The sequence below is a fragment of the Raineyella sp. genome (assembly GCF_034933565.1).
In the GTDB taxonomy this organism is placed as follows: Bacteria; Actinomycetota; Actinomycetes; order Propionibacteriales; family Propionibacteriaceae; genus Raineyella.
The window spans coordinates 1-26,977 of record NZ_JAYFNG010000043.1 but is presented as its reverse complement, the minus strand read 5'-3'; the positions used below and the strand labels follow the sequence as shown (position 1 = coordinate 26,977).

The 26,977-nt window shown below is 71.4% G+C and carries 22 protein-coding genes and 3 tRNA genes; 11 read left to right on the top strand and 14 right to left on the bottom strand.

The annotated features are described in order from the left end of the window. Positions 1 to 32: 32 nt before the first annotated feature. Entirely contained in the window at positions 33 to 677 is a 645-nt protein-coding gene (locus VB059_RS11990; protein ID WP_323422256.1) for a precorrin-8X methylmutase, read from the bottom strand. 87 nt (positions 678 to 764) lie between these two features. Continuing rightward, positions 765 to 837: transfer RNA gene (locus VB059_RS11985), tRNA-Arg, on the bottom strand. A gap of 320 nt (positions 838 to 1,157) precedes the next feature. Here VB059_RS11985 and VB059_RS11980 point away from each other — a divergent pair. Further along, a complete protein-coding gene (locus VB059_RS11980; RefSeq protein WP_323422255.1) occupies positions 1,158 to 2,981 on the top strand; it encodes a phosphoenolpyruvate carboxykinase (GTP) in 1,824 nt (607 codons plus the stop codon). Positions 2,982 to 3,150: 169 nt separating this feature from the next. After that, positions 3,151 to 4,104 (top strand): aminodeoxychorismate lyase, encoded by a 954-nt coding sequence (locus tag VB059_RS11975; protein ID WP_323422254.1) that lies wholly within the window; start codon positions 3,151 to 3,153, stop codon positions 4,102 to 4,104. 57 nt (positions 4,105 to 4,161) lie between these two features. Here VB059_RS11975 and acs read toward each other — a convergent pair whose 3' ends face one another. Continuing rightward, positions 4,162 to 6,057, bottom strand: a complete 1,896-nt coding sequence (gene acs / locus VB059_RS11970; RefSeq protein WP_323422253.1) for an acetate--CoA ligase — start codon at positions 6,055 to 6,057, stop codon at positions 4,162 to 4,164. Positions 6,058 to 6,283: 226 nt separating this feature from the next. Beyond that, positions 6,284 to 6,377 (bottom strand) — tRNA-Ser (locus VB059_RS11965). Between the two features lie 148 nt (positions 6,378 to 6,525). On the opposite strand from VB059_RS11965, the gene VB059_RS11960 reads away from it, so the two are divergent. The 3 genes from VB059_RS11960 to VB059_RS11950 all read left to right on the top strand — a co-directional run bounded on the left by VB059_RS11960 (position 6,526) and on the right by VB059_RS11950 (position 11,381). Then, positions 6,526 to 8,085 carry an LCP family protein gene (locus VB059_RS11960; RefSeq protein WP_323422252.1) on the top strand — a complete coding sequence of 520 codons (1,560 nt, stop codon included), beginning with the start codon at positions 6,526 to 6,528 and terminating at the stop codon, positions 8,083 to 8,085. 171 nt (positions 8,086 to 8,256) lie between these two features. After that, entirely contained in the window at positions 8,257 to 8,958 is a 702-nt protein-coding gene (locus VB059_RS11955; protein WP_323422251.1) for an ABC transporter ATP-binding protein, read from the top strand. A 2-nt stretch (positions 8,959 to 8,960) separates the two neighbouring features. Beyond that, the gene (locus VB059_RS11950; RefSeq protein WP_323422250.1) at positions 8,961 to 11,381 is read left to right on the top strand and encodes an ABC transporter permease; all 2,421 of its coding nucleotides are present in this window, start codon (positions 8,961 to 8,963) and stop codon (positions 11,379 to 11,381) included. A gap of 15 nt (positions 11,382 to 11,396) precedes the next feature. Here VB059_RS11950 and VB059_RS11945 read toward each other — a convergent pair whose 3' ends face one another. Together VB059_RS11945 and VB059_RS11940 are read right to left on the bottom strand one after the other, a co-directional pair. Further along, positions 11,397 to 11,840: a hypothetical protein gene (locus tag VB059_RS11945; protein ID WP_323422249.1), complete on the bottom strand. Its 444-nt coding sequence runs from the start codon at positions 11,838 to 11,840 to the stop codon at positions 11,397 to 11,399. Between the two features lies 1 nt (position 11,841). Then, positions 11,842 to 11,928: transfer RNA gene (locus tag VB059_RS11940), tRNA-Ser, on the bottom strand. A gap of 56 nt (positions 11,929 to 11,984) precedes the next feature. Here VB059_RS11940 and VB059_RS11935 point away from each other — a divergent pair. The 3 genes from VB059_RS11935 to VB059_RS11925 all read left to right on the top strand — a co-directional run bounded on the left by VB059_RS11935 (position 11,985) and on the right by VB059_RS11925 (position 15,019). Beyond that, on the top strand, positions 11,985 to 12,995 hold the full coding sequence (locus VB059_RS11935; protein ID WP_323422263.1) for an NAD(P)H-quinone oxidoreductase: 1,011 nt from the start codon (positions 11,985 to 11,987) through the stop codon (positions 12,993 to 12,995). 752 nt (positions 12,996 to 13,747) lie between these two features. Next, positions 13,748 to 14,329: a proteasome activator gene (locus tag VB059_RS11930; RefSeq protein WP_323422248.1), complete on the top strand. Its 582-nt coding sequence runs from the start codon at positions 13,748 to 13,750 to the stop codon at positions 14,327 to 14,329. Positions 14,330 to 14,452: 123 nt separating this feature from the next. Next, positions 14,453 to 15,019 carry a WhiB family transcriptional regulator gene (locus VB059_RS11925; RefSeq protein WP_323422247.1) on the top strand — a complete coding sequence of 189 codons (567 nt, stop codon included), beginning with the start codon at positions 14,453 to 14,455 and terminating at the stop codon, positions 15,017 to 15,019. 134 nt (positions 15,020 to 15,153) lie between these two features. Here VB059_RS11925 and VB059_RS11920 read toward each other — a convergent pair whose 3' ends face one another. Both VB059_RS11920 and serS read right to left on the bottom strand, forming a co-directional pair. Continuing rightward, positions 15,154 to 15,951 carry an HAD family hydrolase gene (locus VB059_RS11920; RefSeq protein WP_323422246.1) on the bottom strand — a complete coding sequence of 266 codons (798 nt, stop codon included), beginning with the start codon at positions 15,949 to 15,951 and terminating at the stop codon, positions 15,154 to 15,156. 9 nt (positions 15,952 to 15,960) lie between these two features. Continuing rightward, positions 15,961 to 17,229, bottom strand: coding sequence for a serine--tRNA ligase (serS, locus tag VB059_RS11915; protein WP_323422245.1), 1,269 nt, complete (start codon positions 17,227 to 17,229; stop codon positions 15,961 to 15,963). 50 nt (positions 17,230 to 17,279) lie between these two features. Here serS and VB059_RS11910 point away from each other — a divergent pair, with 50 nt between their 5' ends. Beyond that, positions 17,280 to 18,944, top strand: coding sequence for a diacylglycerol kinase family protein (locus VB059_RS11910; RefSeq protein WP_323422244.1), 1,665 nt, complete (start codon positions 17,280 to 17,282; stop codon positions 18,942 to 18,944). Between the two features lie 120 nt (positions 18,945 to 19,064). Here the strand turns inward: VB059_RS11910 and VB059_RS11905 are convergent, their stop codons facing one another. The 4 genes from VB059_RS11905 to aat all read right to left on the bottom strand — a co-directional run bounded on the left by VB059_RS11905 (position 19,065) and on the right by aat (position 23,041). Then, positions 19,065 to 19,607 carry a hypothetical protein gene (locus VB059_RS11905; RefSeq protein ID WP_323422243.1) on the bottom strand — a complete coding sequence of 181 codons (543 nt, stop codon included), beginning with the start codon at positions 19,605 to 19,607 and terminating at the stop codon, positions 19,065 to 19,067. 10 nt (positions 19,608 to 19,617) lie between these two features. Further along, positions 19,618 to 20,550: a prephenate dehydratase gene (pheA, locus tag VB059_RS11900; protein WP_323422242.1), complete on the bottom strand. Its 933-nt coding sequence runs from the start codon at positions 20,548 to 20,550 to the stop codon at positions 19,618 to 19,620. Positions 20,551 to 20,612: 62 nt separating this feature from the next. Further along, positions 20,613 to 22,307 carry a hypothetical protein gene (locus tag VB059_RS11895; protein ID WP_323422241.1) on the bottom strand — a complete coding sequence of 565 codons (1,695 nt, stop codon included), beginning with the start codon at positions 22,305 to 22,307 and terminating at the stop codon, positions 20,613 to 20,615. Beyond that, positions 22,304 to 23,041 (bottom strand): leucyl/phenylalanyl-tRNA--protein transferase, encoded by a 738-nt coding sequence (aat, locus tag VB059_RS11890; protein WP_323422240.1) that lies wholly within the window; start codon positions 23,039 to 23,041, stop codon positions 22,304 to 22,306. Before aat ends, VB059_RS11895 begins: the two co-directional genes overlap by 4 nt. 61 nt (positions 23,042 to 23,102) lie before the next feature. Here aat and VB059_RS11885 point away from each other — a divergent pair, with 61 nt between their 5' ends. Further along, positions 23,103 to 23,777, top strand: coding sequence for a hypothetical protein (locus tag VB059_RS11885; RefSeq protein WP_323422239.1), 675 nt, complete (start codon positions 23,103 to 23,105; stop codon positions 23,775 to 23,777). Between the two features lie 36 nt (positions 23,778 to 23,813). On the opposite strand, the gene VB059_RS11880 is transcribed toward VB059_RS11885, so the two are convergent. Beyond that, positions 23,814 to 25,106 carry an alpha-amylase family protein gene (locus tag VB059_RS11880; protein ID WP_323422238.1) on the bottom strand — a complete coding sequence of 431 codons (1,293 nt, stop codon included), beginning with the start codon at positions 25,104 to 25,106 and terminating at the stop codon, positions 23,814 to 23,816. A gap of 268 nt (positions 25,107 to 25,374) precedes the next feature. On the opposite strand from VB059_RS11880, the gene VB059_RS11875 reads away from it, so the two are divergent. Further along, positions 25,375 to 26,661 carry a citrate synthase gene (locus VB059_RS11875; RefSeq protein WP_323422237.1) on the top strand — a complete coding sequence of 429 codons (1,287 nt, stop codon included), beginning with the start codon at positions 25,375 to 25,377 and terminating at the stop codon, positions 26,659 to 26,661. Between the two features lie 154 nt (positions 26,662 to 26,815). Here VB059_RS11875 and VB059_RS11870 read toward each other — a convergent pair. Continuing rightward, positions 26,816 to 26,977, bottom strand: a 162-nt coding sequence (locus tag VB059_RS11870) for a DAK2 domain-containing protein (RefSeq protein WP_323422262.1), incomplete at its 5' end; no start/stop codon positions are given.

Sequence of the window (26,977 nt, the reverse complement as noted above, 5' to 3'; positions counted from 1 at the left end):
CTCGGCCCCTGCCGTCAGCTCGACCACGGCCGTCAGATCGACATGGCGTTCACCGCGGCGGCGGCGACCGCGCTGCCACCACGACGGCCGAGCAGGGTGAGGTACTCCAGGCCCCAGGGGTTGTCGGCCAGCGCCTCCTTGGAACGGTCGGCCCCGACGAACCCGACCGGGATCCCGATGATCGCCGCCGGGCGCGGCCCACCGGCGCCGATGCTCTCCAGCAGCTGGAACAGAGCAGTGGGGGCGTTGCCGATCACCACGACCGACCCCGCCAGCCGGTCGGCCCACAGCTCGACGGCCGCGGCCGCCTTGGTGGTGCCGAGCCGGCGGGCCAGCTCGGGCAGCCCGGGGTCGGCCAGCCGGCAGACCACCTCGTTGTCGGCCGGCAGCTTCGAGCGGATCACCCCGTGGGCGACCATGGTCGAGTCGCACAGGATCGGCGCGCCCGCCGCCAGCGCCGCCCGGCAGGCCGTCACCACCCCGGGCGACCAACGCAGGTCATCGACGATGTCGGGCTGCGCGCTGGCATGGACCATCCGCAGCGCCACGTGGGCGACGTCCTCGGGCAGGTGCTCGAGCCTGGTCTCGCGACGGATCATCGCGAAGGACTCGGCATAGATCGCCGCGCCGTCGCGCAGATACTCGTACGGGGGAAGCTGAGGCGTCGTCCGGTCCACGGCCCCACTATAACGACACAGCGTAGTAGCCAGGCCCGTCGGGGCACGGAAAAGCCCCTCGGCCGGACGACCGAGGGGCTCACTCAGCGCGCCCGGAGGGATTCGAACCCCCAACCTTCTGATCCGTAGTCAGATGCTCTATCCGTTAAGCTACGGGCGCTTGCCACCGCCGCAAGTGCTCCCTGCGACGAGTAAGAACTCTAGACCTTTGCGGCCGAGATACCAAATCAACTCTCCGGCGGCCATTCATCACAGGACCAGTCGCCCACTGGTAAGCACCACCAGCACCGGAGAATGGCACACCGATCCCCCGCCCGACCCGCATCATCACAAGGATCGACACACCTTGTGATCTGTTTCACGCAACGATTTCACCCTCAACACTTGTCATACCAGTTGGGTCAGTGGCCTAGAATCTGTCCAATCCCCCGAGGCATCCGTCCTAGTCCCAGCCGGTTCCAACTCAACGAGGAGCACACCGTGTCCGTTGACACCACCCAGGCACCCACGACCCACAAGGCTCTTCTGGAGTGGGTCTCCGAGATCGCAGCACTCACCGAACCCGATTCCATCTATTGGTGTGACGGGTCCCAGGAGGAGTACGACCGACTCGGCGCCGAGCTCGTCGCCGCCGGCACGGCCATCCGCCTGGCGGACGACAAGAAGAAGGACTCCTACTACTTCGCCTCCGACCCCGACGACGTGGCCCGGGTCGAGGACCGTACGTTCATCTGCTCGGAGAAGGAGGTCGACGCCGGCCCGACGAACAACTGGCGCGACCCGGCCGAGATGAAGGCCACCCTGACCGAGCTCTACCGCGGCTCGATGCACGGCCGGACGATGTACGTCATCCCGTTCTGCATGGGCCCGATCGACGCCGAGGACCCGAAGTTCGGCGTGGAGATCTCCGACTCCGCCTACGTGGCGATGTCGATGCGGATCATGACCCGGATGGGGTCGGCCCCGCTCAAGGCGATGACCGCCGGCGGCGACAAGGCGTTCGTCCCCTGCCTGCACTCGGTGGGCTACCCGCTGGACGAGGGCGTCGAGGACGTCGCCTGGCCGTGCAACACGCAGAAGTACATCGTGCACTTCCCCGAGGAGCGCGCGATCTGGTCGTACGGCTCCGGCTACGGCGGCAACGCCCTGCTCGGCAAGAAGTGCTACTCGCTGCGGATCGCCTCGGTGATGGCCCGCGACGAGGGCTGGCTGGCCGAGCACATGCTGATCCTCAAGCTCACCTCGCCGGCCGGCAAGGTCTACCACATCGCCGGCGCCTTCCCGTCGGCCTGCGGCAAGACCAACCTGGCGATGATCGAGCCGAGCCTGCCCGGCTGGAAGGCCGAGACCCTCGGTGACGACATCAACTGGATGCGCTTCGACGAGGAGGGCTACCTGCGCGGTGTCAACCCGGAGAACGGCTTCTTCGGCGTCGCCCCGGGCACCGGTGAGTCCTCCAACCCGAACGCGATGAAGACGATCAACCTCGGCAACTCGATCTTCACCAACGTCGCCCGCACCCTTGACGGCGATGTCTGGTGGGAGGGGATGACCGACGAGAAGCCGGCCGAGCTGATCGACTGGCGGGGCAACCCGTGGACCCCGGCCGCCGGCACGAAGGCTGCCCACCCGAACAGCCGCTTCACCACCCCGATGGCCCAGGCGCCCACGCTGAGCCCCGAGTGGAACGACCCCAAGGGTGTCCGGATCGACGCCATCCTCTTCGGCGGGCGTCGCGCCACCACCGTCCCGCTGGTCACCGAGACCCCCGACTGGGCGCACGGCGTCTTCATGGGTGCCACCTGCTCCTCGGAGACCACCGCCGCCGCCACCGGCGCGGTCGGTGTCGTCCGCCGCGACCCGATGGCGATGCTGCCCTTCATCGGCTACAACGCCGGTGACTACATCCAGCACTGGCTCGACATGCCGACCCTGCACGAGACCGCGCACCTGCCGCGGGTGTTCTACGTGAACTGGTTCCGCAAGTCGGCCGACGGCAAGTTCCTCTGGCCGGGCTTCGGTGACAACAGCCGCGTGCTGGCCTGGATCGTCGGCCGCCTCGAGGGCACCGCCGACGCCGTCCAGACCCCGATCGGCTTCGTCCCGACCCTCGACGCGATCGACCGCACCGGCCTCGAGGACGAGGTCGACGACGCGACCATGGCCGAGGTGCTCAAGGTCGACGTCGAGGAGTGGAAGAAGGAGATCCCGCTGATCGAGGAGTGGTTCACCAAGCTCGGTGACCGCTTCCCGCAGCAGCTGTGGGGCGACCTGGAGCAGCTGAAGGCCGCCCTGGACGCCTGACGGACCGCTCGCCCGCTGACCCGTTGGGGGCAGGTCAGTGGGCGAGCGCCACCGCCGGTCTGCTCGATCCTCTCGGGCAGGCCGGCGAAGACGTTTGTGCTCGGCCCGGCGAGCACCTTCGCGGCGCCGACCGCGTCGGGGTCGCCTGACCACGACCCGAGGAGCCCCCATGACCAGCCCGATCCTGTACTTCGTCGACGATCTCGCCGAAGGCGTCTCCACCGGCCTCGCCGAAGGCGTCCTGGCCAATACCGCCGAAGGCGTCCCGGTCAACACCGCCGAAGGCGTCCCGGCCCCTGCGGTGCCGTACCACCGGGTGGACCCGGGCGCCCCGCAGATCACTGTGACGGATCTGTCGGTGACCCGCGGCGACGGCATCTTCGAGACCGCCGGGGTGCTCCACCGCGACGTCCAGGCCCTCGAGGCGCACCTGCGCCGGTTCGCCGCATCGGCGCGGATCCTCGACCTGCCCGCCCCGCGGCTCGAGGTCTGGCGGGAGGCCATCCTAGCGGCGGTCCGGGCGTACGACTCCGACGAGCCGGGCTACGTGAAGTTCATCATGACCCGCGGCATCGAGGGCACCGGGGTGCCCGTCGGCTGGGCGTACGTCGCCACCGCCGAGGACTTCAGCGCCGAGCGCGGTGTCGGCATCCGGGTGGTCACCCTCGACCGGGGCTATCGCCACGATGTCGCGAAGACCTCCCCGTGGCTGCTGCAGGGCGCCAAGACCCTGTCGTACGCGGTGAACAAGGCGGTGCTGCGGGAGGCGGCCCGGCGCGGCGCCGACGACGTGCTCTTCGTCAGCAGCGACGGCTTCGCCCTGGAGGGCCCCACCTCGACGCTGCTGGCCCGGTACGGCGACACGTACGCCACCCCGTCGACCGACCAGGGCATCCTCGCCGGCACCACCCAGGCCAGCGTCTTCGACTGGCTGGAGGAGCAGGGGTGTGCCACCGAGTACCGGCAGATCACCGCCGCGGAATTGCCCCGGGCCGACGCGCTGTGGCTGCTGTCGAGCTCCCGCCTCGCGGCTCCCGTACAGGAGCTCGACAGCATGCCGGTAGTGGTCGACACCGAGATGACCGCCCGGATCAACGCGGCCCTCGAGGCCCGGGTGTCCTGACCCAGGGCCGGTCTCCCACGCTCCGGTGTCCCGCCGTCAGGCCCCGGTGTCCCGCCGTCAGGCCCCGGTGTCCATCGTGGACAGGTCGCCGACGTCCTCGCCCAGCGCCTGGGCCTTCAGCACCCGGCGCAGGATCTTCCCGGAGCGGGTCTTCGGCAGCGAGTCGACGAAGTCGATCACGTCGGGCTTGGCGATCGGGCTGAGGTGCTGGGCGACGTGGCGGCGGATGTCCTCGGCGAGCTCCGGGGAGCCCTTCAGGCCGGCGCGCAGGATCGCGAACGCGTGGATCGCCTGGCCCTTGACCTCGTGCGGCAGGCCGATCGCGGCGGACTCGATCACGTCGGGGTGGGAGTTCATCGCGGCCTCCACCTCGGCGGTGCCGATCCGGTGGCCGGACACCTTGATCACATCATCGGTACGTCCGACGATCCACACGTAGCCGTCGTCGTCGATCCGGGCCGAGTCGCCGGTGAGGTACGCGCCGGGGTACTTCGACCAGTAGGTGTCGAGGTAGCGCTTCTCGTCCTTGTAGAGGGTCCGGAGCATGGCCGGCCACGGGTGCTTCAGCACCAGCATGCCCTCGGTGCCGGTCGGCACCTCGTTGCCGTCGTCGTCGAGGACGGCGACCTCCTGGCCGAAGAACGGCTTGCCCGCCGAGCCGGGCTTCAGCGGCATGGCCGGGGTCGGGGTGATCTGGAACATGCCGGTCTCGGTCTGCCACCAGGTGTCCATGATCGGGCACTGACCCTTGCCGATGACGGAGTGGAACCAGTGCCACGCCTCGGGGTTGATCGGCTCGCCGACCGAGCCGAGCAGCCGCAGCGAGGAGAGGTCGTGGCGGTTGGGCCAGGCGTCACCGAAGCGCATCAGCGAGCGGATCGCGGTCGGGGCGGTGTAGAAGATCGAGATGCCGTAGTACTCGATCAGCTGCCACCAGCGGTTCGGGTACGGGTAGGTCGGCCCGCCCTCGAACATGAACGAGGTGGCGCCGTTCAGCAGCGGCCCGTACAGACCGTACGTGTGGCCGGTGACCCAGCCCGGGTCGGCGGTGCACCAGTAGCGGTCCTCGTCGCGGACGTCGAAGACGTACTTCGTGGTGGCGTACGCGCCGACCTGGTAGCCACCGTGGGTGTGCACGATCGCCTTGGGCTGGCCGGTGGAGCCGGAGGTGTAGAGCAGGAACAGCGGGTCCTCGGCGTCCATCGCGGTGGTCTCGCACCGGCCGTTGGCGATCGGCAGCGAGGTGAGGTCGTGGTACCAGTGGTCGCGCAGCGGGTCCATCACCACGTCGCTGCCGGTCCGCTTCACCACGATGACGTTCTCGACCGTCGGGGAGAACCGGATCGCCTCGTCGACGATCGACTTCATCGGGAAGACCGACCCGTTCACCAGCGAGCCGTCGGCGGTGATCAGCAGCTTGGACTCGGAGTTGTCGATCCGCTCGCGCAGCGCGTCGGCGGAGTAGCCGCCGAAGACCACCGAGTGCACCGCGCCGATCTTGGCGCAGGCGAGCATCGCGAACCAGATCTCCGGGATCCGCGGCAGGTAGATGGTGACGATGTCCCCCTTGACCACGCCCATCGCCTTGAGCACGTTGGCCATCCGGTTGACCTGGCGGTTGAGAGCGTGGAAGGAGAAGGTGCGCGGCTCGTTGCCGTCCTCCGGCACCCAGATCAGCGCCAGCTTGTTCTTCCGCGGCCCCTCCAGGTGGCGGTCGATGGCGTTCAGCACGATGTTGGTGCGCCCGCCGGTGAACCAGCGGTAGAACGGGGCGTCGCTGTCATCCAGGACGTTCTGCCAGGGCTCGAACCACTCCAGTTCGGCGGCCTCACCGGCCCAGAACCCCGTCGGGTCCTGCCGGGCCTGATCGGCCAGCCGCTCGGGATCGGTCACGGTCGTGTGCTCCAGCACACGCCCGCTGGGATGGATGGCGTCGCTCTCACCGAGGCCCATGGAAACTCACTTTCTGGTCCGGGGGCGCCCGTGCATTCGTTCCACACGGCGGATCACACACCCTTGTGCGCCCGAGTCGTCGGGAACTTTAGTCACGGCCGGGGCCATTGGACAGACCAACGAACCAGTGGGCAGCACGCCGATGTGACGAGAATCTCGCCGATCGTGAAGGGTCCGATAAGGCGAGCGAAACAGCCCCTCGGGTCGATGACCCGAGGGGCTGGGGTGGCGGAGGCGGCGGGATTTGAACCCGCGATGGGATGTAAGTCCCAAACCCGCTTAGCAGGCGGGCGCCATAGACCGGACTAGGCGACGCCTCCGAGCACAGGGACCGTACGGCCCCGAGTACCGAGGGATCATGCTACAGATTCCGCCCCGGGCGGTCCAACCGGCATGCCGTGGTGCACAGCCCCGTCCGGACGGGGCGTTACATTGGGAGAGACCAATTCTTCACTGCTCGGAGAGCCCATGGACCCTCAGCCCGACCGGCCGCGCGCCGACTCGTTCGCCGGTGCCGCCGGATGGACGGTCCTGACGACCGTCGTGCCGGGTGTCGGACTCATCCGAGCGGGTCATCGGGCCCTCGGCACCGTCGTGCTGTCCCTGGTCGTCGCCGCCCTCGTCACCCTCGGCGTGCTGGTTGCCGTCCGGCGCGAGTGGGCACTGGCATTGGTGGTCAATCCCGTCTTCCTGCGCGGGGCCGGGATCGGCCTGGCGGCGCTGGGGCTGCTCTGGGTCGGCACCGTGGTCCTGGTGCACCTGCGGCTCCGGCCCGCCCCGGTGCGCACCTGGCAGCGCTGGGCCGGCTTCCTGATGGTCACCGTGCTCACTTTCGCCGTCGCCGCCCCCTCGGCGGTCGGCGCTCGCTACGCCTGGTCGCAGGCCGACCTGGTGAAGGCGGTGTTCGGCGGCAACACCGCCCAGGCGGCCGGCACCGTGCCGCAGGTGTGGAAGCAGAAGGGACGCCTCAACGTCCTGCTGCTCGGCGGCGACTCCGGACCGGACCGGACCGGCATGCGCACCGACACCGTGATGGTCGCCTCGATCGACACCACCACCGGCGACACCGTGCTGTTCGGTCTGCCGCGCAACACCGCCCGGATGCCGTTCCCCGCGGGGCCGCTGCACAAGGCGTACCCGAACGGCTGGTACGACGGGGTGAACGCCGACAATCCGCTGTACTTCCTCAACTCGCTCTATGAGTTCGTGCCCGAGCAGCATCCTGAACTGTTCCCGGACACGGTGCACGCCGGCGGTGACGCGATGAAGGCGTCGGTGGGTGAGGCGCTCGGCCTCAACATCGACTACTACGCCGTCGTCGACCTGGCCGGCTTCGAGCGGCTGATCGACGCCATGGGCGGGGTGACGGTGAACATCAACACCTACATCCCGATGGGCGGCAGCACCGACGCGCACATCCTGCCGAAGCAGTGGCTGTCCCCCGGCGCCGACCAGCACCTCGACGGCAACCAGGCGCTCTGGTACGCCCGCGGCCGCTTCGGCTCCGACGACTTCCAGCGGATGGCCCGGCAGCGCTGCGTGATCAGCGCCCTGGCCGACCAGGCGAACGTTCCGAACCTGCTGAGCCGCTACGAGGCGATCGCCCGCGAGTTCCAGGGCGTCGTACAGACCGACATCCCGCAGGAGGACCTGCCGTCGGTGCTCAATCTCGCCCTGCTGATGCGGACGGCGAACATCCGCTCCATCGCCTTCACCAACGGTGTCGCCGGGTTCCGCTCGGCCCGCCCGGACTTCGCGTTGATGCGGACCCAGGCGCAGGAGGCGATCAAGGAGTCCTACACCAAGGCGTCGCCCTCGGCCACGCCCTCCGCGGCGCCGCAGACCAGCACCACGCCGACACCGACACCGACACCGACCTCCACGAAGCGGACCACCAGCAGGGCCACCCCCACCCCGACGCCGAGCGCGACACCCAGCGAGACCAGCGTCAACGTCCGCTCGGTCTGCGCGTACGACCCGGTGGCCGCCCAGGAGGCGATCGCCAACCCGCCGTACTGGGTGAAGTAGCCGCGCGCAGCCGGACGTGCCGGCGTACGCCGTCAACCGACGTACGACGCCGGCCGGGTCCGCCGGCTCCTCAGGAGGATCCCCTGCCGGCCCCCAACGACCCCGGGCGTATCCCCCGAACCGGCCTGCGGAGCGGTCCGTACGGGCCGGGCGGCGGGCAGAGTGGCGGCCATGACCACGATCACCGCGCCACCACGCGCCGCCGTCCGGACCGCCGACCTGACCCGCATCTACGGATCGGGTGACACCGCCGTACGGGCCCTGGACGGGGTCAGCGTGGAGTTCCCCACCGGGAGGTTCACCGCGATCATGGGACCGTCCGGCTCCGGCAAGTCCACGCTGATGCACTGCGCGGCCGGGCTCGACACGGTCACCTCCGGGCACGCCTGGATCGGCGGCACCGACATCACCACGCTCAACGACCACGACCTGACGGTGCTGCGCCGCGACCGGGTGGGGTTCGTCTTCCAGGCGTTCAATCTGCTGCCCACCCTCGACGCCCGGGCGAACATCCTGTTGCCGCTGCGACTGGCCCGGCGCCGCCCGGACCGGGCCTGGTTCGACCGGCTGGTGGAGGTGCTCGGGCTGGCCGACCGGCTCGACCACCGCCCCGCCGAGCTCTCCGGCGGCCAGCAGCAGCGGGTCGCGGTGGCCCGGGCCCTGGTCACCCGGCCCGAGGTGGTCTTCGCCGACGAGCCGACCGGGGCGCTGGACTCGGTGGCGGGCACCGACCTGCTGGGCTTCCTGCGCCGCAGCGTGGACGAGTTCGGCCAGACGATCGTGATGGTCACCCACGACACGCACGCCGCCTCGTACGCCGACCGGATCGTCCGGCTGGCCGACGGCCGGATCGTCGCCGACGAGGAGTGCTGAGGATGCTGCGCGAACCACGTCGGCTGGTGGCGGCCTTCGCCACCGTCGTTCTCGGCATCACCTTCGTCGCGCTGAGCCTGCTGCTCGGTGACGGGCTGCGGGCGACCATGCGGGACCGGGCCGCCGCGAGCGTCGGCACCGCCGCCACGGTGCTCACCGTGCCCGGCTCGGACAGCAAGGCGACCGGCCTGTCGCCCACCGGGCTGGACGAGATCCGCCGGCTGCCCGGGGTGAGCGGGGTGCGCGCGTCCGCCCGGGCGACCGCCTTCCAGCAGGTCGAGGGCCGCGAGGCGATCCTGGTCGTCTCCACCCTGCCGCAGCCCGGGCAGTACCGGCTGGAGACCGGCGCGCTGCCGACCCGGACCGGCGAGATCGCGGTGGACGCCGCCACCGCCCGGGTCCGGCACCTGAGCGTCGGTCAGGACATCGTGGTCACCCCGTTCACCGACGCCGGCCCGACCGCCCTGCGGGTGGTCGGCATCGTCGAGGTCCCGAAGGATCAGCTGGGCGGGGCGCCGGTCGCCTTCGCGATCCCCGAGCAGGTCTTCGCCGTCAGCACCACGCCCGGCTACGACGAGGTCTTCGTCGACAGCGGGTCGGATCCGGCCGCTGTCCGCGACGCCGTCGCCGCCCTGCCGGCGGTGCGCGACGCCCGGCTCACGGTGCGCACCGGCGAGGCGGAGATCACCCAGCGGATCGAGGACTACACCCACGGGCTCGCCACGCTGCAGGGCCTGGTCCTCGGCTTCGCGGTCATCGCCCTGGTGGCCGCCGCACTGGTGATCACCAACACCTTCAGCATCGTGGTGGCCCAGCGGACCCGGGCCCTGGCCCTGCTGCGCTGCGTCGGGGCGACCCGGCGCCAGGTGCTGCGCGACGTCCTCGGCGAGGCGCTGCTGGTCGGCGGCCTGGGCTCGCTCGGCGGTCTCGCCCTCGGTGGCGGCCTCGCCGCGCTGGCCGTACGGCTGTCCCGGGGCACCGTGATGGAGCTGGTCCCCTTCGCCCCGTCGTGGTGGAGCCTGGTGGTGCCGCTGGCGGCCGGGATCGTCCTCACCGTGGCCTGCGCCCTGGCGCCCGCCCGCGCCGCGACCCGGGTGGCGCCGATGGCCGCGCTGCGACCGCTGGAGCCGGCCGTCCTGACGTCGCGCGGCGGGCTGGTCCGGGCGATCCTCGGCACGGTCGCGGTGATCGGCGGTGCCGGCCTGCTGGTGTACGGGGCGGTGGCCCACGACCTGGTGCCCGGGATGGCCGGCGGGGCGATCTCCCTGGTCGGTGTGCTGATGCTGGGCCGGTGGCTGGTGCCAGCCTGTGCCTCCGGCCTGTCCCGGCTGGCCGGCCGGGCCGGTGGGCTGACCGGCGAGTTGGCCGCCGAGAACGCCCGGCGCAACCCGCTGCGGGCTGCCGCCACCGCCTCCGCCCTGGTGATCGGCACCGCCCTGGTCAGCCTGATGCTGGTCGGCGCCGCCTCCGGCAACCGGACGGCGACGGCCGAACTGGACCGGTTCTTCCCGGTCGATGCGATCGCCCAGCCGGCGGGTGCCCTGTCCACCGCCACGTACGACCGGATGGCCCACGCCACCGGGGTCAGCGCCGCCGCCCGGGTGCCGTCGGCCGAGGTGACGGCGACCGGCACCGGCAAGGACCGGTCGCTCGACGTCGTGGCGCTGTCCCCGGACGCCCAGCGGGTGTTGCGCGACGACCGGGTGGTCGCCGGGCTGCGCGACGACACCATCGTCGCCTCGCCGGACTCCGGCCTGGCCGACGGTCAGCGGGTCACCCTGCGCGGCCCCGGTGGGGAGGCGACGGTGACCGCGGTGGTCGGCGAGGACCGACTGCAGGCGGTGGTCACCCCGGCCACCCTGCACCGGATCGCGCCGGACGCCGCCGAGCCGGTCTGGCTGCGGTTCGCCCCGGGCGCCGACCCGGCCCAGGCGGTCGAGGACGTCAGCCGGGCGGCCGGCGCCGAGGCCCAGGTGACGGGGGCCGCCGCGCAACGGGAGCAGGTCACCGGCATGGTGGACACCCTGCTGGCCGTGGTGATCGGCCTGCTGGCGGTGGCCGTCGTGATCGCCGTGATCGGCATCGGCAACACCCTCAGCCTGTCGGTGCTGGAGCGGACCCGGGAGACCGGGCTGCTGCGCGCGCTGGGGCTGACCCGCGGCCAGCTGCGCGGCATGCTCGGCCGCGAGGCGGTGGTGCTGGCCGGGATCGGCACCGTGCTCGGCATGGGGCTGGGGATCGGCTACGGCATCGCCGGGGCGTACGCCCTGCTCGGTGACATCTCCACGGTGCTGATCGTCGTCCCGTGGGGCCGCCTGGCCGCGGTCGGTGTGGTCGCCGTCGCTGCCGGCTGGTTGGCGTCGGTGGTGCCCGGGGCGACCGCGGCCCGGGTCAGCCCGGCGCAGGCCCTGGCCGAGGAGTGACCCGCGGAGTCGGGCTCAGTCGAGCCGACCGTACGCCACCCGCATCCGCTCGGTGATCTCACCGGCCAGCCGGTCGAGCTCCGCACCCCGGGCCGGGTCCAGCAACGGGACCCGGTCGGGGTGCGCCTCGTCCTCACGGGGGTAGAGGCGCAGCTGGTCGTCGGTCACGGTGGCGCGGCTGACGTCGGTCCACCGGCGCTCGCTGGACCGGCCCAGGGCGAACAGCCGGTAGCCGTCGTCGTCGAGGGTGATCCGGACCCGGCCACGGAAGGCGACGATCAGCGCCAGGGTGAGCTGCACGGCACCGAGCAGCACCAGCACGCTCGCGATGACGGTCACCACGGCGTGCCAGTGCAGGCCGGTGGCCGCCATCAGCGCCACCCCACCCACGATCAGCAGGCCGGCGGCGATGCCGAAGGCCCGGGTGGGCAGGGCTGCATCCAGGCGGTAGGTGTTCACGCGGCGAGAGTGGGATTCGAACCCACGGAACGGTCACCCGCTCGGCCGCTTTCAAGGCGGCTGCACTAGTCCACTATGCGATCTCGCCAATGAGGATCAGGGTCGATCCTAGCGAAGCCCGTGTGCAAGGCTTGCACCATGCTCATGCACGCGATTCTGGCCCCCGAACCGGGCGGCCCCGAGGCCCTGCGGATCACCGAGGTGGAGCGGCCGGCGCCCGGCCCCGGTGAGGTGCTGGTCCGGGTGGTCGCCGCCGGGGTGAACCGGGCCGACATCCTGCAGCGCGAGGGTCACTACCCGCCGCCGCCGGGACACCCCGACATCATCGGGCTGGAGGTCTCCGGAGTGGTGGCCGAGCTCGGTGAGGGTGTCACCGGCTGGCGCCCCGGGCAGGAGTGCCTGGTGCTGCTGGCCGCCGGCGGCTACGCGGAGTACGTGGTCGCCCCGGCCGGCCAGCTGGTCCCCCCGCCGCCGGGGGTCGACCTGGTCGAGGCCGCCGGTCTGCTCGAGGTCGCCGCGACCGTGGTGTCCAACATGGACCTGGCCCGGCTGTCCGCCGGTGACGTCCTGCTGGTGCACGGCGGAGCGGGCGGTGTCGGGTCCTTCGCCATCCAGTACGGCAAGGCGCTGGGCTGCACCGTGCTGACCACCGCCGGCTCGGCGGAGAACCTGGACTACTGCCGCGCCCTCGGCGCCGACCACGCGATCGACTACCACGGCGACTGGGTGGCCACCGTCATGGAGGTGACCGACCGCCACGGCGCAGACGTGATCCTGGACATCATGGGCGCCCAGTACCTGCCGCTGAACGTACGGGCCCTGGCGGTCGGCGGGCGCCAGGTGACGATCGGCCTGCAGGGCGGCCGCAAGGGTGAGCTCGACCTGGGCGCGCTGCTGCGCAAGCGGGCCAGCATCCACGCCACCTCGCTGCGCTTCCGGCCGGTGGCGGAGAAGGCGGCGATCTGCGAGCGGGTGACCCGATCGGTGTGGCCGATGCTCGCCGAGGGCCTGATCCAGCCGCTGCACACCCAGCGGGTGCCGTTCAACGAGGTCCGCCGGGCGCATGAGCTGATGGCCGCCCCGGGCCATCGGGGCAAGATCGTGCTCGTCGTCGACGAGGCCAGCGGCGCCGGATCCACTCGACGCACCGAGTAACCCCCAGCGGTCTGAATCCGAGAGGGCCCGAGGACGTCTACGATCCTCCGGGCCCTCTCGATGTGTTGCGGCGCCAATTCCGGTGGTATTGCCTATGTGAACGGGAGGGGGCTGTGTCAAGTCGTGGAAGCAACGGCAGCGTCGCCGAGTAGGCGTTCGAAGGCTTCTCGGGGGGTGAGGAATCCCAGGGCTTGTCGTGGTCTTCCAGGAGTTGCGGACACGTTCGCGCCACACCGCACTGCGGTCCGGGCCAATCAACTCCCCGATCTCGCGATCACTCAGCCCCTGCTTGGTCCCGGCCGCGATCTGGGCCCGATCCTCAAACGTCAACGCCCGCCGCTGCAGCGCCACCGGCAACCCCCTCCTGTTGCTTCGACGCTATGACACCACCCCCACTCGAAGTCATTGAATGACCAGGCCACAACGATCCGAATCATTGAAGGCCTTCGGAGTTCCCCGGGAGTGATCGACACAGCGTCCGCCCGTTGGGTGCTACGAGCCCACATGACCCCCGAGTACGTCACCATGAGGTGACCCATCTGATCCGAGTTGGTTCATCTGGACGGGTTTCCGGGCGCCACTGCGCTGGGCGTCCAGTCGCGTGGGCAGACGCCCGTAACCGGGCCGGCGTGCCCGGCGGTCCGTCCGCCTCTGCCCGGCTTCCGGGCGGTCGGCGAGCCCGGGAGCCACGATGCCTCCTAGACTCGACGCATGAGCCCAGCTGGGACTACCGACAAGAGGATGGTGCACCAGTGAGCGAGCAGCCCCAGGACGAGGCAGCCGAGGAGAAGGCCAAGAAGCAGCAGGTCCTGGCCGGCAGTACCGACGACGGCCGGGTGTACGTGGTCGGGCCCGAGCAGATGGCGGTGGCCGGCGGTCACGACCAGGCACAGGGCAGCTCGGTGACCGACGAGGTCGAGCAGCCGGCCAAGGTGATGCGGATCGCCACGATGATCCAGCGTCTGCTCGACGAGGAGCGGGCCTCCCCGCTCGACGAGCCGAGCCGGCAGCGCCTGGCCGAGCTGCACGCCACCTCGGTGACCGAGCTGGCGGACGGTCTCAGCCCCGACCTGGCCGCGGAGCTGGAACGCCTGGCCCGACCGTTCACGCCGGAGCACACGCCCTCCGACGACGAGCTGCGACTCGCCCAGGCCCAGCTGGTCGGCTGGCTGGAGGGCCTGTTCCAGGGCATCCAGACCGCGCTGGTGGCCCAGCAGATGGCCGCCCGGGCCCAGCTCGAGCGTGGCCGGCACGAGCTGCCCGGCCAGCAGAACCCGCTCGGCCAGCATCCGGCACCCGGCCAGGGCCCCGGTCAAGGCGGGATGTACCTGTAGTAACCCGGAATTTTCCTGCTCGACCCCGACCTTTCACCCGGTCAGGGAACCATCCCCCGGTGTGCGGACGTCCAACCGCATGGACAACACCACACTGATACGTCACACGAGTAGGGGATGACCGTGAGCGTTTCTGTCACCGAGGCCGGGTGCGCCGAGCACTCGGAGCTCTACCAGCACCCGCTGCTGGAGGATGATCCGGGCCGTTCGGCCACGGCCGAGCAGCGCCGGGAGCGGTCAGCGATGACCCGCCGGGCGAGCGCGATCTGCGCCGGCTGCCCCGAGATGACGCCGTGTCTCTACCGGGCGGTCGTCGAGCACGACGTGGCCGGTTTCGTGGCCGGCACCACCGAGCCCCAGCGCCGCCGGATGCGGACCCTGCTGGAGCTCTCGGTCGGGCCGGACGACATCGACTCACTCACCGGGGTGTCCGCCTCACCGCATCAGGTCAACCACGCCGAGATCGTCCGGCTGCGCGCCCAGAACCCGCACATGTCGCTGGACACGATCGCCCAGCGGCTCGGCTGCTCGCTGTCGACGGTCAAGCGGCATCTGCGCCGGGCCCGCGCCGAGGCCGCCGGTGCCCCGGCCCGTACGGCCCGCCGCGACGCCGCCGCGGCGCCGAGCCCGGACGACGTGCTGTCGGCCCGCGCGCTTGTCGTCCGCACCGAGCCCGCACTGGCCGCCTGAGATCTGCGGTCCGAACCCGCGGAAGCCCTCACCGGAGAAACCGCGGCCGCCTCAACTGCGGTCCGGCGCCGGGCCGGACGAGCGACTCAGAACCGGGCCGGACGAGCAACTCCGAATCAGTCCGGGCGAGCGACTCAGACCAGGTCGAACCATCGGGAGAGTTCGGCGAGGGTGCCCCCCTCGTCGAACCTCCCGGTGACCGCGTCCGCGGCCAGCCGGACCTCCAGCGGGGCGTCGCCGATGGCCACACCGCGGCCGGCCCAGCGCAGCATCTCGAGGTCGTTGCGGCCGTCGCCCATCGCCAGGACGTCGGCCGGGTCGATCCTGCGGCGGGCGCAGACATCGGCCAGCGCCATCGCCTTGTGCACGCCCTCGGGCGCGATGTCGAGCCAGGCGCTCCAGCCGATGAAGTACGAGACGCCGTGCAGGCCGAGGCGCTCGGCCAGGTCGATGAAGTCCTCCGGCGAGCTTCCGGGGTCGCGCACGATCACCCGGGTGACCGGCCGGGAGGCCAGGTCGTCCACCCCGACCACCTCCATCGTGCCGCTCAGGTCACCGGGCGGGAACGGCGCGCTGAGCCGGTAGCCGCGGCCCACCTCCTCGACCGCGATCAGCGCCTGCGGGGCCATCCGCTGCACCCGCTCGATCACGTCCGACGGGTCGAAGGTGACCATCCGGACGACGTCCACCGGCGGGTAGCGGACGATCACCGCCCCGTTGGAGCAGACGAACGGCCCGGCCGGCAGCCCGATGTGGTCCACGACGCCCTGGGTGTCGTGCCAGGACCGGCCGGTGGTGAGGACGACCGGGGTGCCGTCGGCCGCGACCGCCCGGATCGCCGCCCGCAGGTCGTCCGGCATCCGGGAGTCGTGGTCGACGATGGTCCCGTCGATGTCCAGGGCCACCAGCCGCGGCCGCCAGGTCTCACGCACCCGCCGGTCTCAGCCCTGCTGCGGCAGCAGCGCCTCGCGGCCGAGGTAGGGCCGCAGGGCCATCGGCACCCGGACCGACCCGTCGGCCTGCTGGTGGTTCTCCAGCAGCATCACGATGATCCGGGTCACCGCACACAGCGTCCCGTTGAGCGTCGCCAGCGGGGCGGTGCCGTGCTCGAACCGGCCGCGGATGTTGAGCCGGCGGGCCTGGAAGTCGGTGCAGTTCGAGGTCGAGGTCACCTCGCGGTAGGACTGCTGCGTCGGCAGCCAGGCCTCGCAGTCGAACTTCCGGGCGGCGGACAGGCCGAGGTCGCCGGAGGCGACGTCGATCACCCGGAACGGGATCTCCAGCGCCTCGAGGAACTCCTTCTCGAAGCCCAGCAGCCGGTGGTGCTCCTGCTCGGCGTCGGCCGGGTCGCAGTAGACGAACATCTCGACCTTGTCGAACCAGTGCACCCGGAAGATGCCGCGGGTGTCCTTGCCGTACGACCCTGCCTCGCGACGGTAGGACGGGCTGTAGCCGACGTAGTGCTTCGGCAGCGTCTCGACGATCTCGTCCATGTGGTAGCCGGCCAGCGGCACCTCGGCGGTGCCGACCAGGTACATGTCGTCGCGCTCCAGCCGGTAGACGTCCTCGGCCGCCTGACCGAGGAAGCCGGTGCCCTCCATCGCGGCCGGCTTCACCAGGGCCGGCGGGATGATCGGCGTGAAGCCCCAGTCGAGCGCCTTGCGCATCGCCAGGTTGATCAGTGCCAGCTCCAGCTCGGCGCCCTGCCCGGTGAGGTAGTAGAAGCGGGAGCCGGACACCTTCGCGCCGCGCTCCATGTCGATCGCCCCGAGGATCTCACCCAGCTCCAGGTGGTCGCGCGGGGTGAACCCCTCGGCTTCGAAGTCACGCGGGGAGCCGATCGCCTCCAGCACGACGAAGTCGTCCTCGCCGCCCACCGGCACCTGCGGCGCGACGACGTTGCCCAGCCCGCGCAGCCGGGCGGTGAAGGCCGCATCGGCCTCCTTGCTGGCCGCCTCGTGCTCCTTCACCTCGGCGGCGAGCACCTTGGTGTGCTCCAGCAGCTCCTGCTTCTCCGCCCCCTTGGCCCGGCCGACCAGCTTGCCGAGGTCCTTCTGCTCGGCGCGCAGCGTCTCGAAGGACGCGATGGCGGACCGGCGCTTCTCGTCCAGGGCGAGGAGCTCATCGACGACGTCCGCGGACTCTCCGCGGGCCTTCTGCGAGGCTCGTACACGGTCGGGGTCCTGGCGCAGCAGCTTCGGATCGATCACGGGGTCAGCCTAGCCGTCCTGCCGTCCACGGGGACGCCTAGGATCGTTCCATGTCCCCTGCCCTCCACCGCCGCGTCCGGCTGTGGCTGCCCCCCGCGGTCCTGCTGACGTACGTCGCCTGGACGGCGCTGGCGGTCTCCGGGACCCTCGCTCCGCTCGACCGGGCACTGATGCTGGACCCGCCGCTCGCGCGCACCGGCGCGACGTTCCAGGTGCTGGCGGCGGTGGGCATCGTGGGCGCCCCGGAGGTGCTCTACGCCGGTCTGGTGCTGCTCGCCGTCTGGGCGTACCGACGCCGGCTCCGGGAGCTGTGCTGGGCGATCCTGCTGGCGGTGGCCCTGTCGGGGATCGGCACCGTGGTGGCCAAGGCGGCGCTGGCGCTGCCCCGGCCACCGACCTCCCCCGACATCCTCGGCGTCGCCGGCTGGGGCTACCCGTCGGGCCACATGAGCGCGGTGGTGACCACGACGCTGATGATCACCGCCACGATGATGACGACCCGCCAGTCGCACGTCACCACCCGCAGTTGGCGGGTCGGCGGGGTGGCGCTGGTGCTGCTGTACGCGGTCGAGCGCTGGGGGCTGGGGGCGCACTGGTTCTCCGACATCATCGGCGGCGTGCTGTGGGGCGGGGCGTCGGCCGGCTGGGCACTGCTGCTCGCCCGGGTGCACGTGCACCGTACGCCGGCCCCCGTCCCCGCCGACCCCGGCGGAACCACGGCCGAGCAGCCCCGGGCGGCGGTGATCTACAACCCGACGAAGGTGCTGGACGTGCCCACGTTCGTCCGCCACGTCGAGTACGAGCTCACCGCGCGCGGCTGGCGGCGGGCGATCTGGCTGCCGACCACCGAGGACGACCCGGGGATCGAGATGACCGCGATCGCGGTCCGCAAGCAGGTCGACCTGGTCATCGGCGCCGGGGGCGACGGCACCGTACGGGTGATCGCCTCGGGCCTGGCCGGCAGCGGGATCCCGCTGGCCATCGTCCCGGCCGGCACCGGCAACCTGCTGGCCCGCAACATGGGCGTCCCGCTGGACGAGGTGCGGGCCCTGGAGGCGGCCTTCGACGGTGCCGAGCGGAAGATCGACCTGATCCGGGTGCAGGCCGACGACGGCGCCCCGGACCACTTCTGCGTGATGGCCGGGATCGGCATCGACGCGGCGATCGTCGGCGAGGCCGACACCGATCTGAAGCGGGCGATCGGCAACGGGGCGTACGTCGTGTCGGCCGCCCAGCACGCCAACCATCCGCCGCTCGACACCCGGATCTCGCTCGACAACGGGCCGGTCCTGCGCACCCGGGCCCACCTGGTGCTGGTCGGCAACGTCGGCCTGCTCCAGGCCGGCATCCAGCTGATGCCCGATGCCCGCCCCGACGACGGGCAGCTCGACCTGGTCGTCGCCTCGCCGCGGGGCGCGCGGGACTGGGTACGCGTCGTCACCAGGGTGCTGACCCGCCGGGACCGTACCGACGAGCGGCTGCGTCGGCTGTCCGGGCAGCGGGTGGAGATCGTCGTGGACCACCCCGACCGCTACGAGCTGGACGGCGATCCGCAGGGCACCTGCACCCGGCTCAGTGCCGAGGTGGTGCCGGGGGCGCTGCTGCTGCGGGTGCCCCGCGAGGGGTCCGGCCCGCCGGGCCGCCCGGGTCCGCGAGGCGACGCCGCCGCAGCAGGTGGACACCGCAGGGACCGCTGGGACCACCGAGACCGCTGAGGGTGTCGAGCGCTGAGGGTGTCGAGCGCTGAGGGTGTCGAGCGCTGAGGGGTGTCGAGCGCTGAGGGGTGTCGAGCGGAGCCTCGACGGCGGCGATCGGCAGCCTCCCGGCGCGGGTCGTCAGGCCTTCCAGTGCAGACTGTCGAGGATCTGGCGGACGTCGGCCGAGGCGTCCTGGTCCTTGGGCCAGGACCAGTTCAGCGCGATCAGCCGGTCGCCGGACCGGACGTAGTACTGGTGCAGCACGAGCCCCTCGGCCTCGGCCTGCAGACCGGTCAGCTGCCGGCCGCCCACCGTCAGCTCCGGCGCGTCACCGGCGCCGGGCATCGCCGCCTTCGCCTGCTGCACCAGGGTGTCGCGACTGCGGCCACTGGTGTCGACGTAGACGCTGAACGAGACCCCCGAGCTCAGCCCGTCCTTGACCAGGTAGGCGTCGATCTGGCCGGTGCTGGCCGCCGACCCCAGATCGGTCCAGCCGTCCGGGACAACGAGGGAGTAGAGCGGGCGCTGCAGCGTGCCGCCGGCGGCGACCCCCGTGGTCGGGGTCGGCGTCGCCGGGGTCACCGGCGTGGTCGCCCCCGCGCAGCCGGAGAGGAACAGGGTGCCGGTCAGCACCGCGCCGGCCATCACGGCCACCGCGGTGCGGCGGAAGGTCCACGACATGACCCGCAGCCTACTGCGCCGGGTGCCGCAGCCCGTCCAGCCACGTCAGGGCGGCGGCGTACGCCTCGTTGGTCTGGCCCTCATCGAGGATCGGCGCCTGCCGGTCCGCCCGCGGATAGGAGCCGAGGAAAGTCACCTTGGCGCACACCCGGTGCAGCCCGGTGAGGGTCTCCTGCATCCGCGGGTCGTCGATGTGGCCCTCGGCATCGATCGAGAAGCAGTAGCTGCCGAGCGCCTGTTTGGTCGGCCGCGACTCGATCCGGGTCATGTTCACCCCGTGCCCGGCGATCTGCTCGAGGATGCCGAGCAGGGAGCCTGACCGGTCGACCTTCATGTAGGCGACCAGGGTGGTCTTGTCCGCCCCGGTCGCGCGCGGCGGCGCGGCGGGCCGGCCGATCACCACGAACCGGGTGACGGCGTCCTCGTTGTCGGCGATCCCATCGGCGAGGATCTCCAGACCGTTCATCTCCCCGGCGACCCGGGCGCAGATCGCCGCGTCGTGCGGGGAGGCGGGATCGGACACCTCGACCGCCGCGCCGGCGGTCGAGGGGCCCTCGGTGACGACGGCCCGCGGCAGGTGCCGGGCCACCCAGAGCCGGGTCTGGGCCGCGGCGTGCGGGTGGGTGAGGACGGAGCGGACGTCACCGAGCGCGGTGCCGGGGCGTACGCACAGGGCGAACTGGACCGGCAGCAGCACCTCGCGGCGGATCATCAGCGGGTGCGAGTCGTCGGCGAGGTAGTCCAGGGTGGCACTCACCCCGCCCTCCAGGGAGTTCTCGATCGGCACGAACGCGGCGTCGATCTGCCCGGCGCGGACCGCGTCCAGCGCCGCGACGACGGACCGGAACGGCGGCAGGACGTCCTCGTCCCCGGCGATCAGCAGCAACGCCTGGTGGGTGAACGTCCCGGCGGGGCCGAAGTATCCGTACGTCAGTGGAGGCACCCCGCCAGCGTAACGGTGCCCCACCGTCGCGAGGTGGTGATGGGACACGACCGGGCGCCCGGTCAGGCCGATATCTGCCCGCCCGACGCCTGTACACCCGACACCTGCCCGCCCGGCGTCGACCCACCCGGCGGCTGCCCGCCCGGCGGCTGGCGGCGGTGGACGACGGCGTCGCGATACCCGCTGAGTGTCGCCACCGCACCGCGCCAGCGCTCCCGCAGGGTGGGGGCCGGCCCGGTGCGCTCGGCCCGCCGGCGCAGCGCGTCCTGGTGCCACCACCAGGCGATGACGGCCAGCACCGCCCACTGCACCGCAGGCGAGAAGGTGTCGCGGATCCGGGCCGCGACGGCGCTGAGGCTCTCGCCGTAGTCGAGACCCCGCCCGGGGATGTACGACAGGGACAGGAACACCCCGCGCCAGATCATCAACCCGTCCAGCCGGGTGGCGCCGATCAGCACCAGCGGCCCCCAGGCGATCAGGTCGTACCAGGACAGCGTGTAGAGCGAGGTGGTCAGCCAGCCGACCGACAGCAGCAGTGCGGTGCGCACGGCGACGGTGATCGGGTCCCGGTCCGGGGTGACCCCCTCCGGGGCGCCGGCGACCGGATGCCAGGGCAGCACCCGGGACAGCATCCAGGCGACGGTGAGCGTGCCGGCAGCGGAGAAGACGCCGAGCACCCCGGTGGCCGCCGGCACCGGCAGGAAGTACGTCAGCACGGTGTAGAACGGCTGGGCCCACGAGCCCACCGAGACGTAGGAGGTGTTGCGCAGCGCGGCGAACAGTGACCCGGGGGCGAACAGGCCGTAGAGCAGCCCCATCGAGGCCGCGGTGCCGACCAGCAGCCCGGCGAGCTTGCGCGGCTGGCGCCGGTAGCCCCAGATCATCGCCACCCCGTACAGCCCGATGCTCAGCTTGCAGGCGCCGGCCAGGCCGATCATCACTCCGGCCCCGACGGACGTCCGCCGCATCAGCATGATGCCGAGCATCGCGAACATCACCGACCAGCCCTCGTTGTGCGCCCCGGCGGTGATCGCCCAGATCAGCAGCGGATTGGCGATGGTGAGCAGGGCCGCCCGGCCCTTGAGCTGGTCGTCCCCGTGCGCCAGCCAGACCACCACGGCGCTGGTGACCAGGAACGGGACGAACGCCGACAACTGCAGCCAGAAGACGATGTCGTGCATGTTGAGGCCGCCGAACCGGTTGGCCAGCAGCTGCACCCAGCTCATCACCGGCCCGTACACGCTCGGGGTGTCCTGCCAGGGCCGTTCGGTCCAGCGCAGCACCGGGTCGAACTGGCTGCGGAACACCGCCGCCGGGGTGATGTCGTACGGGTTCATGCCCAGCACCTGCAGTCGACCGTACGCCGCGTACATCAACACGTCCGCCGAGGTGAGCGGCGGCACCATCAGCGTCGCCACATTGAGCACCACCCCGAAGGTGAAGACCCGCCAGACCTTCGGCGTCCAGCCGTCGCGGACCGCCCGGACGGCGACCGCCAGGCCCACCCCGCCGATGATCACCGCGGCGAACAGCACCCCGGAGACCACCCACTCCCCCGGCGTCGGGACCAACCCGGCGGGCAGGTAGTACGGCGGCAGCAGCGAGACCCGCGGCCCCAGCGTCAGCGTCACCGCGGACGGCCCGAGCACGCCGACGCCGACCGTGAGCAGCGTGGCGAGCAGGATCAGCCCCAGGCCGACCCGCGGGCTGTTCCGCCAGGTCAACCCGGCCGGCGGCATCCAGGACGTACGCATCACTGGCCCAGGCTAGCCGTCCGCCAGTCCGGCGGCATCGCCCAGCGGGGCTGGGGCAGGGCCAGCGCCCGGCGCAGCCGCGCCAGGTACTCCGTACGCGGCACCTCGACCACCCCGAGCGAGGCCAGGTGCTCGGTGCGCCACTGCACGTCCAGCAGCCGGCGCTCGGGGTGCCCGCCGGCCCGCAGCATCGCGACCAGGCCCATCAGTGCGACCTTGGAGGCGTCCCGGCCGACCCGCGGGTCGTGGAACATCGATTCGCCGGCGAACAGCCCGCCGTAGCCGATCCCGTAGAGGCCGCCGGCCAGCTGCCCGTCCGGCGTCCAGGCCTCCACCGAGTGCGCCCGCCCGGCCCGGTGCAGCTCGGTGTAGACCGCCACGATGCCCTCGTCGATCCACCCGCCCTCGCGGTCCTGCCCGCCGCAGGCGGCCAGCACGGCGGGGAAGTCGCGGTCGACGGTCACCTCGAAGTGCCGGGCGCTCTTGCGCAGCGAGCGGGGCACCCGCAGCCCGTCCAGCGGCAGGATCCCGCGGCGCACCGGGGAGAACCAGCCGATCCAGTCGGCCGGCGGCAGTTCGTCGGAGACCTCGTCGGCGATCGGCATCGGGAACATGCCGTTGACATAGGCCCGCAGCACCAGCGGGGCGTCCATCCCCACGGTCAGCGCCACCAGGTCCTGGTCGGCCCACTGGCCCGGTCCCGGCAGCGGGGAGGGATCCAGGTAGGTGCGGGCCATGAGGACATTATGGGTGAGCTCCCCGACCGGCCGGGCCGGCACCGGGACGTACGCTGGCCCCATGGTGGACGAAGACTCCGGCACCTCCGGCGAGGTGTCCCGCAACACCGCCCGCGTGGCGGCGGGCTCGACCCTGCGCCGGATCCTCGACATCGCGATCGACGGGGCGGCCTCGCTGCCGGGGGCGAAGTCGGTGGCGGCCAAGCACCTGCAGAAGCACCCGCGCACCGACGAGGCGATCGACGCGGTGATCGCCAGCCACATCGCCCTGGCCTCGACCTCGGGATTCCTCAGCAATGTCGGCGGCCTGGTGGTCACCGCGATCAGCCTGCCGATCAACCTCGTCGGCCTGGCCGTGCTGCAGACCCGGATGGTGGCCGCGATCGCCCACCTGCGCGGCTACGACATCGAGGACACCCGGGTGCGGACGGCGATCCTGATGTGCCTGATGGGTGGTGAGGAGGTGACCCGGCTGGTCGGCAGGGGCAAGCTGCCGGGCACCCCGATGCTGATCGCGACCGCCCCGATGGCGAGCCCGACGCTGTACGAGACGGTGTCGGAGAAGGTCGTCACCGCCCTGCTCACCACCCACGGCGGCAAGTCCGTCGGGGTGCTGGCGACCAAGCGCATCCCGATCATCGGCGGCGGCATCGGCGCGGTCTTCGACGGCATCGCCACCCGCCAGGTCGGCGCCTTCGCCAAGGGTGAGCTGGTCCAGCGCCGGGCGATCGGCTGACGCCGGCGTCCTGACGGACGCCGGTCCGGCGGGACGCTACCGCTCCAGCACCGCCCAGCCGTGCGGCTCGATCTCCAGCAGGTCCTCGCCACTGTGGGCGATCACCGTGCCGAGCGGCATCGGCCGGGAGGCGTCGTCGACGTTGAGCGCGACGGCGATCTCGTGGTGGGTGCCGCCGGACTCGCTGGTGCACTCGAGGACGATCGTCTCGTTGGTCACCGCGACCACCGCGACGTCGGCCCGGACCAGCCAGGGATGGCGCCGGCGCAGACCGATCAGGGCCTGGTGCACGAGCAGGATCGGCCGGCCCAGCAGGGACAGGTTCTCCGGCCGGGGCGGCATCGCCGGGCGGATCTGGTCGTCACCGCCCGGACGGTCCTCCTTGGTGCCGACGAACCCCTGCTCGTCGCCGTAGTAGATCGACGGGACGCCGGGCAGCACCGACAGCAGCACCACGGCGTGGCCGAGGTGACGGTCGTCGTTCAGCCGGCTGCGGATCCGGGTGACGTCGTGGTTGCCGATGAACGTCTGCGGCACGAAGGTCCGCAGGAACTCCTGGTGGCGTTCCACGGCATGGGCCAGCTCCCACAGGTTGGCGTCGTTGAGCGAGGACCAGATCGCCTTCCACAGCTCGTACTGGGTGAGGCTGTGCAGGCCCGACCGGGTGACGAAGTCGGGCAGGTCGCCGTGGATCACCTCGCCGCACAGCCAGGCCTCGGGGAAGTCGGCCCGGACCCGCGCGGTGATCGGGGCCCAGGCCTCCGGCCCGGGGGCGTACGCGGCGTCGAGGCGCCACCCGTCGACGCCGAACGCCAGCCAGTGCTCCATCACGGCGACCACGTGGTCACGGACGGCCGGGGTGGACAGCTCGAGCTCGGGCAGGTCGAGGTTGCCCTCGAAGCAGCGGACGTAGCCGTCGACCCACTTCACCCAGGAGCCGTCCGGGGTGCCCGGCCCGGCGGCCTCGGCCCGGACCACCGCCGGGTGGCTCCGGGCGACATGGTTGAAGACACCGTCGAGGACGACCCGGACACCGCGGCGGTGCGCCTCGTCGACCAGTCGGCGCAGGTCGGCCTCGTCACCCAGCCGCGGATCGACCCGGTAGTGGTCCACGGTGTCGTACCCGTGCGAGACGGAGGCGAAGACCGGCCCCAGCAACAGGCCGTTGCAGCCGATCGAGACCAGGTAGTCCAGCCAGTCGATCAGGTGGTCGAGGCGGTGGTGGACGACATCGCCGGCGACCGACGTACGTTCCGCCCCGGTGAACCCGAGGGGGTAGCAGTGCCACCACACGGCGTAGTCGACCCAGGCTGGCTGGCTCACGGTCATGTCCCCAGCCTAGTCATGTGGGAGTCCTCACACTTCCTCACAATGTGGAACGGGCAGACACATCGTGGACGGAGCGGCGGCAGAATGAGGCCAATCGACACCGGTGGCCAGGAGAGATGTGGGAGCGGCGCATCGGTGCACGTCCTCCATCGCCGGCGACCTGTACGGATCACGCCGGCTCGAAAGCCGCCCGTCGATCGACCCACGAGGTCCGGACCTTTTTGTTAGGGTCCACGGTGGGGCAGCAATGACTACAAGGGAGTAATGGATGACCACACCAGTTCTCACCACGGGTGACGGCCAGCAGATCGAGCTTCCGTTCGTCCAGGCCGTCAACGGCGACAACGGGTACGACATCAGCAAGTTGCGCGCCCAGACCGGGAACGTCACCCTGGACGAGGCCTTCGGCAACACCGCCTCGTGCCGGTCGGAGATCACCTTCATCGACGGCGAAGAGGGCATCCTGCGGTACCGCGGCTACCCGATCGAGCAGCTCGCGGAGCAGTGCACCTTCGTCGAGGTGATGTGGCTGGTCCTCTACGGCGAGCTGCCCACCAAGGAGCAGGTGGAGAAGTTCGAGGACGAGCTGGTCCACAACATGTTCCTGGACGAGCGGATGCGCGACCTGTTCCGTTGCTTCCCGCGCCAGTCGCACCCGATGCCGGTGCTGTCGGCCGGCATCTGCGCGCTGTCGACCTTCAACCGCAGGCATGTCGGTCTCGACACCGAGGACGTGGAGATCGCCACCCGCCAGCTCCTCGCCCAGGTCCCCACGCTGGCCGCGTACGCGTACAAGAACTCGAAGGGCCAGCCCTTCATGTACCCGAAGTACGGGCTGTCCTACGTGGAGAACTTCATCCGGATGGCCTTCGGCACCCCGGCCGAGGAGTACCAGTTCGAGGACATCATCACCAAGGGCCTGAACGCCCTGCTCGTGCTGCACGCCGACCACGAGCAGAACTGCTCCACCTCGACCGTCCGGCTGGTCGGCTCCTCGCAGGCCAACCTCTACGTCTCGGTCGCCTCCGGCGTGAACGCCCTGTCCGGCCCGCTGCACGGCGGCGCCAACCAGGCCGTGCTGGAGATGCTCGCGGCGATCCGGGACCAGGGCATCGCCCCCAAGGACTACCTCGAGCAGGTCAAGGCCAAGAAGGCCGGCATCAAGCTGATGGGCTTCGGCCATCGGGTCTACAAGAACTTCGACCCCCGCGCCGCGATCATCAAGCGCTACGCCGACGAGATCCTCAACACCTCCCCGAACGGCGACAAGGAACTGCTCGCCATCGCCAAGGAGCTCGAGGAGACCGCGCTGGCCGACGACTACTTCGTCTCGCGCAAGCTCTACCCGAACGTCGACTTCTACTCCGGCCTGATCTACGAGGCGATGGGCTTCCCGGTGGAGATGTTCACCGTGCTGTTCGCCGTCGGCCGGCTGCCCGGCTGGATCGCCCAGTGGCGTGAGCACAATGCCGACCCCAAGGCCCGGATCTCGCGTCCGCGCCAGATCTACATCGGCCACGACAGGCGTGACGTGGTCCCGATGGACCAGCGCTGACCCCTTCGCAGGACCCTCGGGGCCCCGGCCCGCTTCGGCGGTGTCCGGGGCCCTGCTGCCTGCCCCGTCGGCCTGGAGCGGCGCCACCCCCGAGGGCACATCCGTACGGTCCCGGACACCCCCGCAGACCCGGGCCGAGGGACGTACGGCCTTGTCAGCGAGTGTTCGGCCGGGATCCGGCGACGGCCTCGAGCCACCGTACGACGCCGACCGCACCGGGGTCCGGGTAGCCCTGGGCGCGCTCGCCGAGGTAGCTCGCCCGGCCCCGCCGGGCCACCGCGCCGACCGTCGTCTCCGCCCCGCGGCGGGCCGCCTC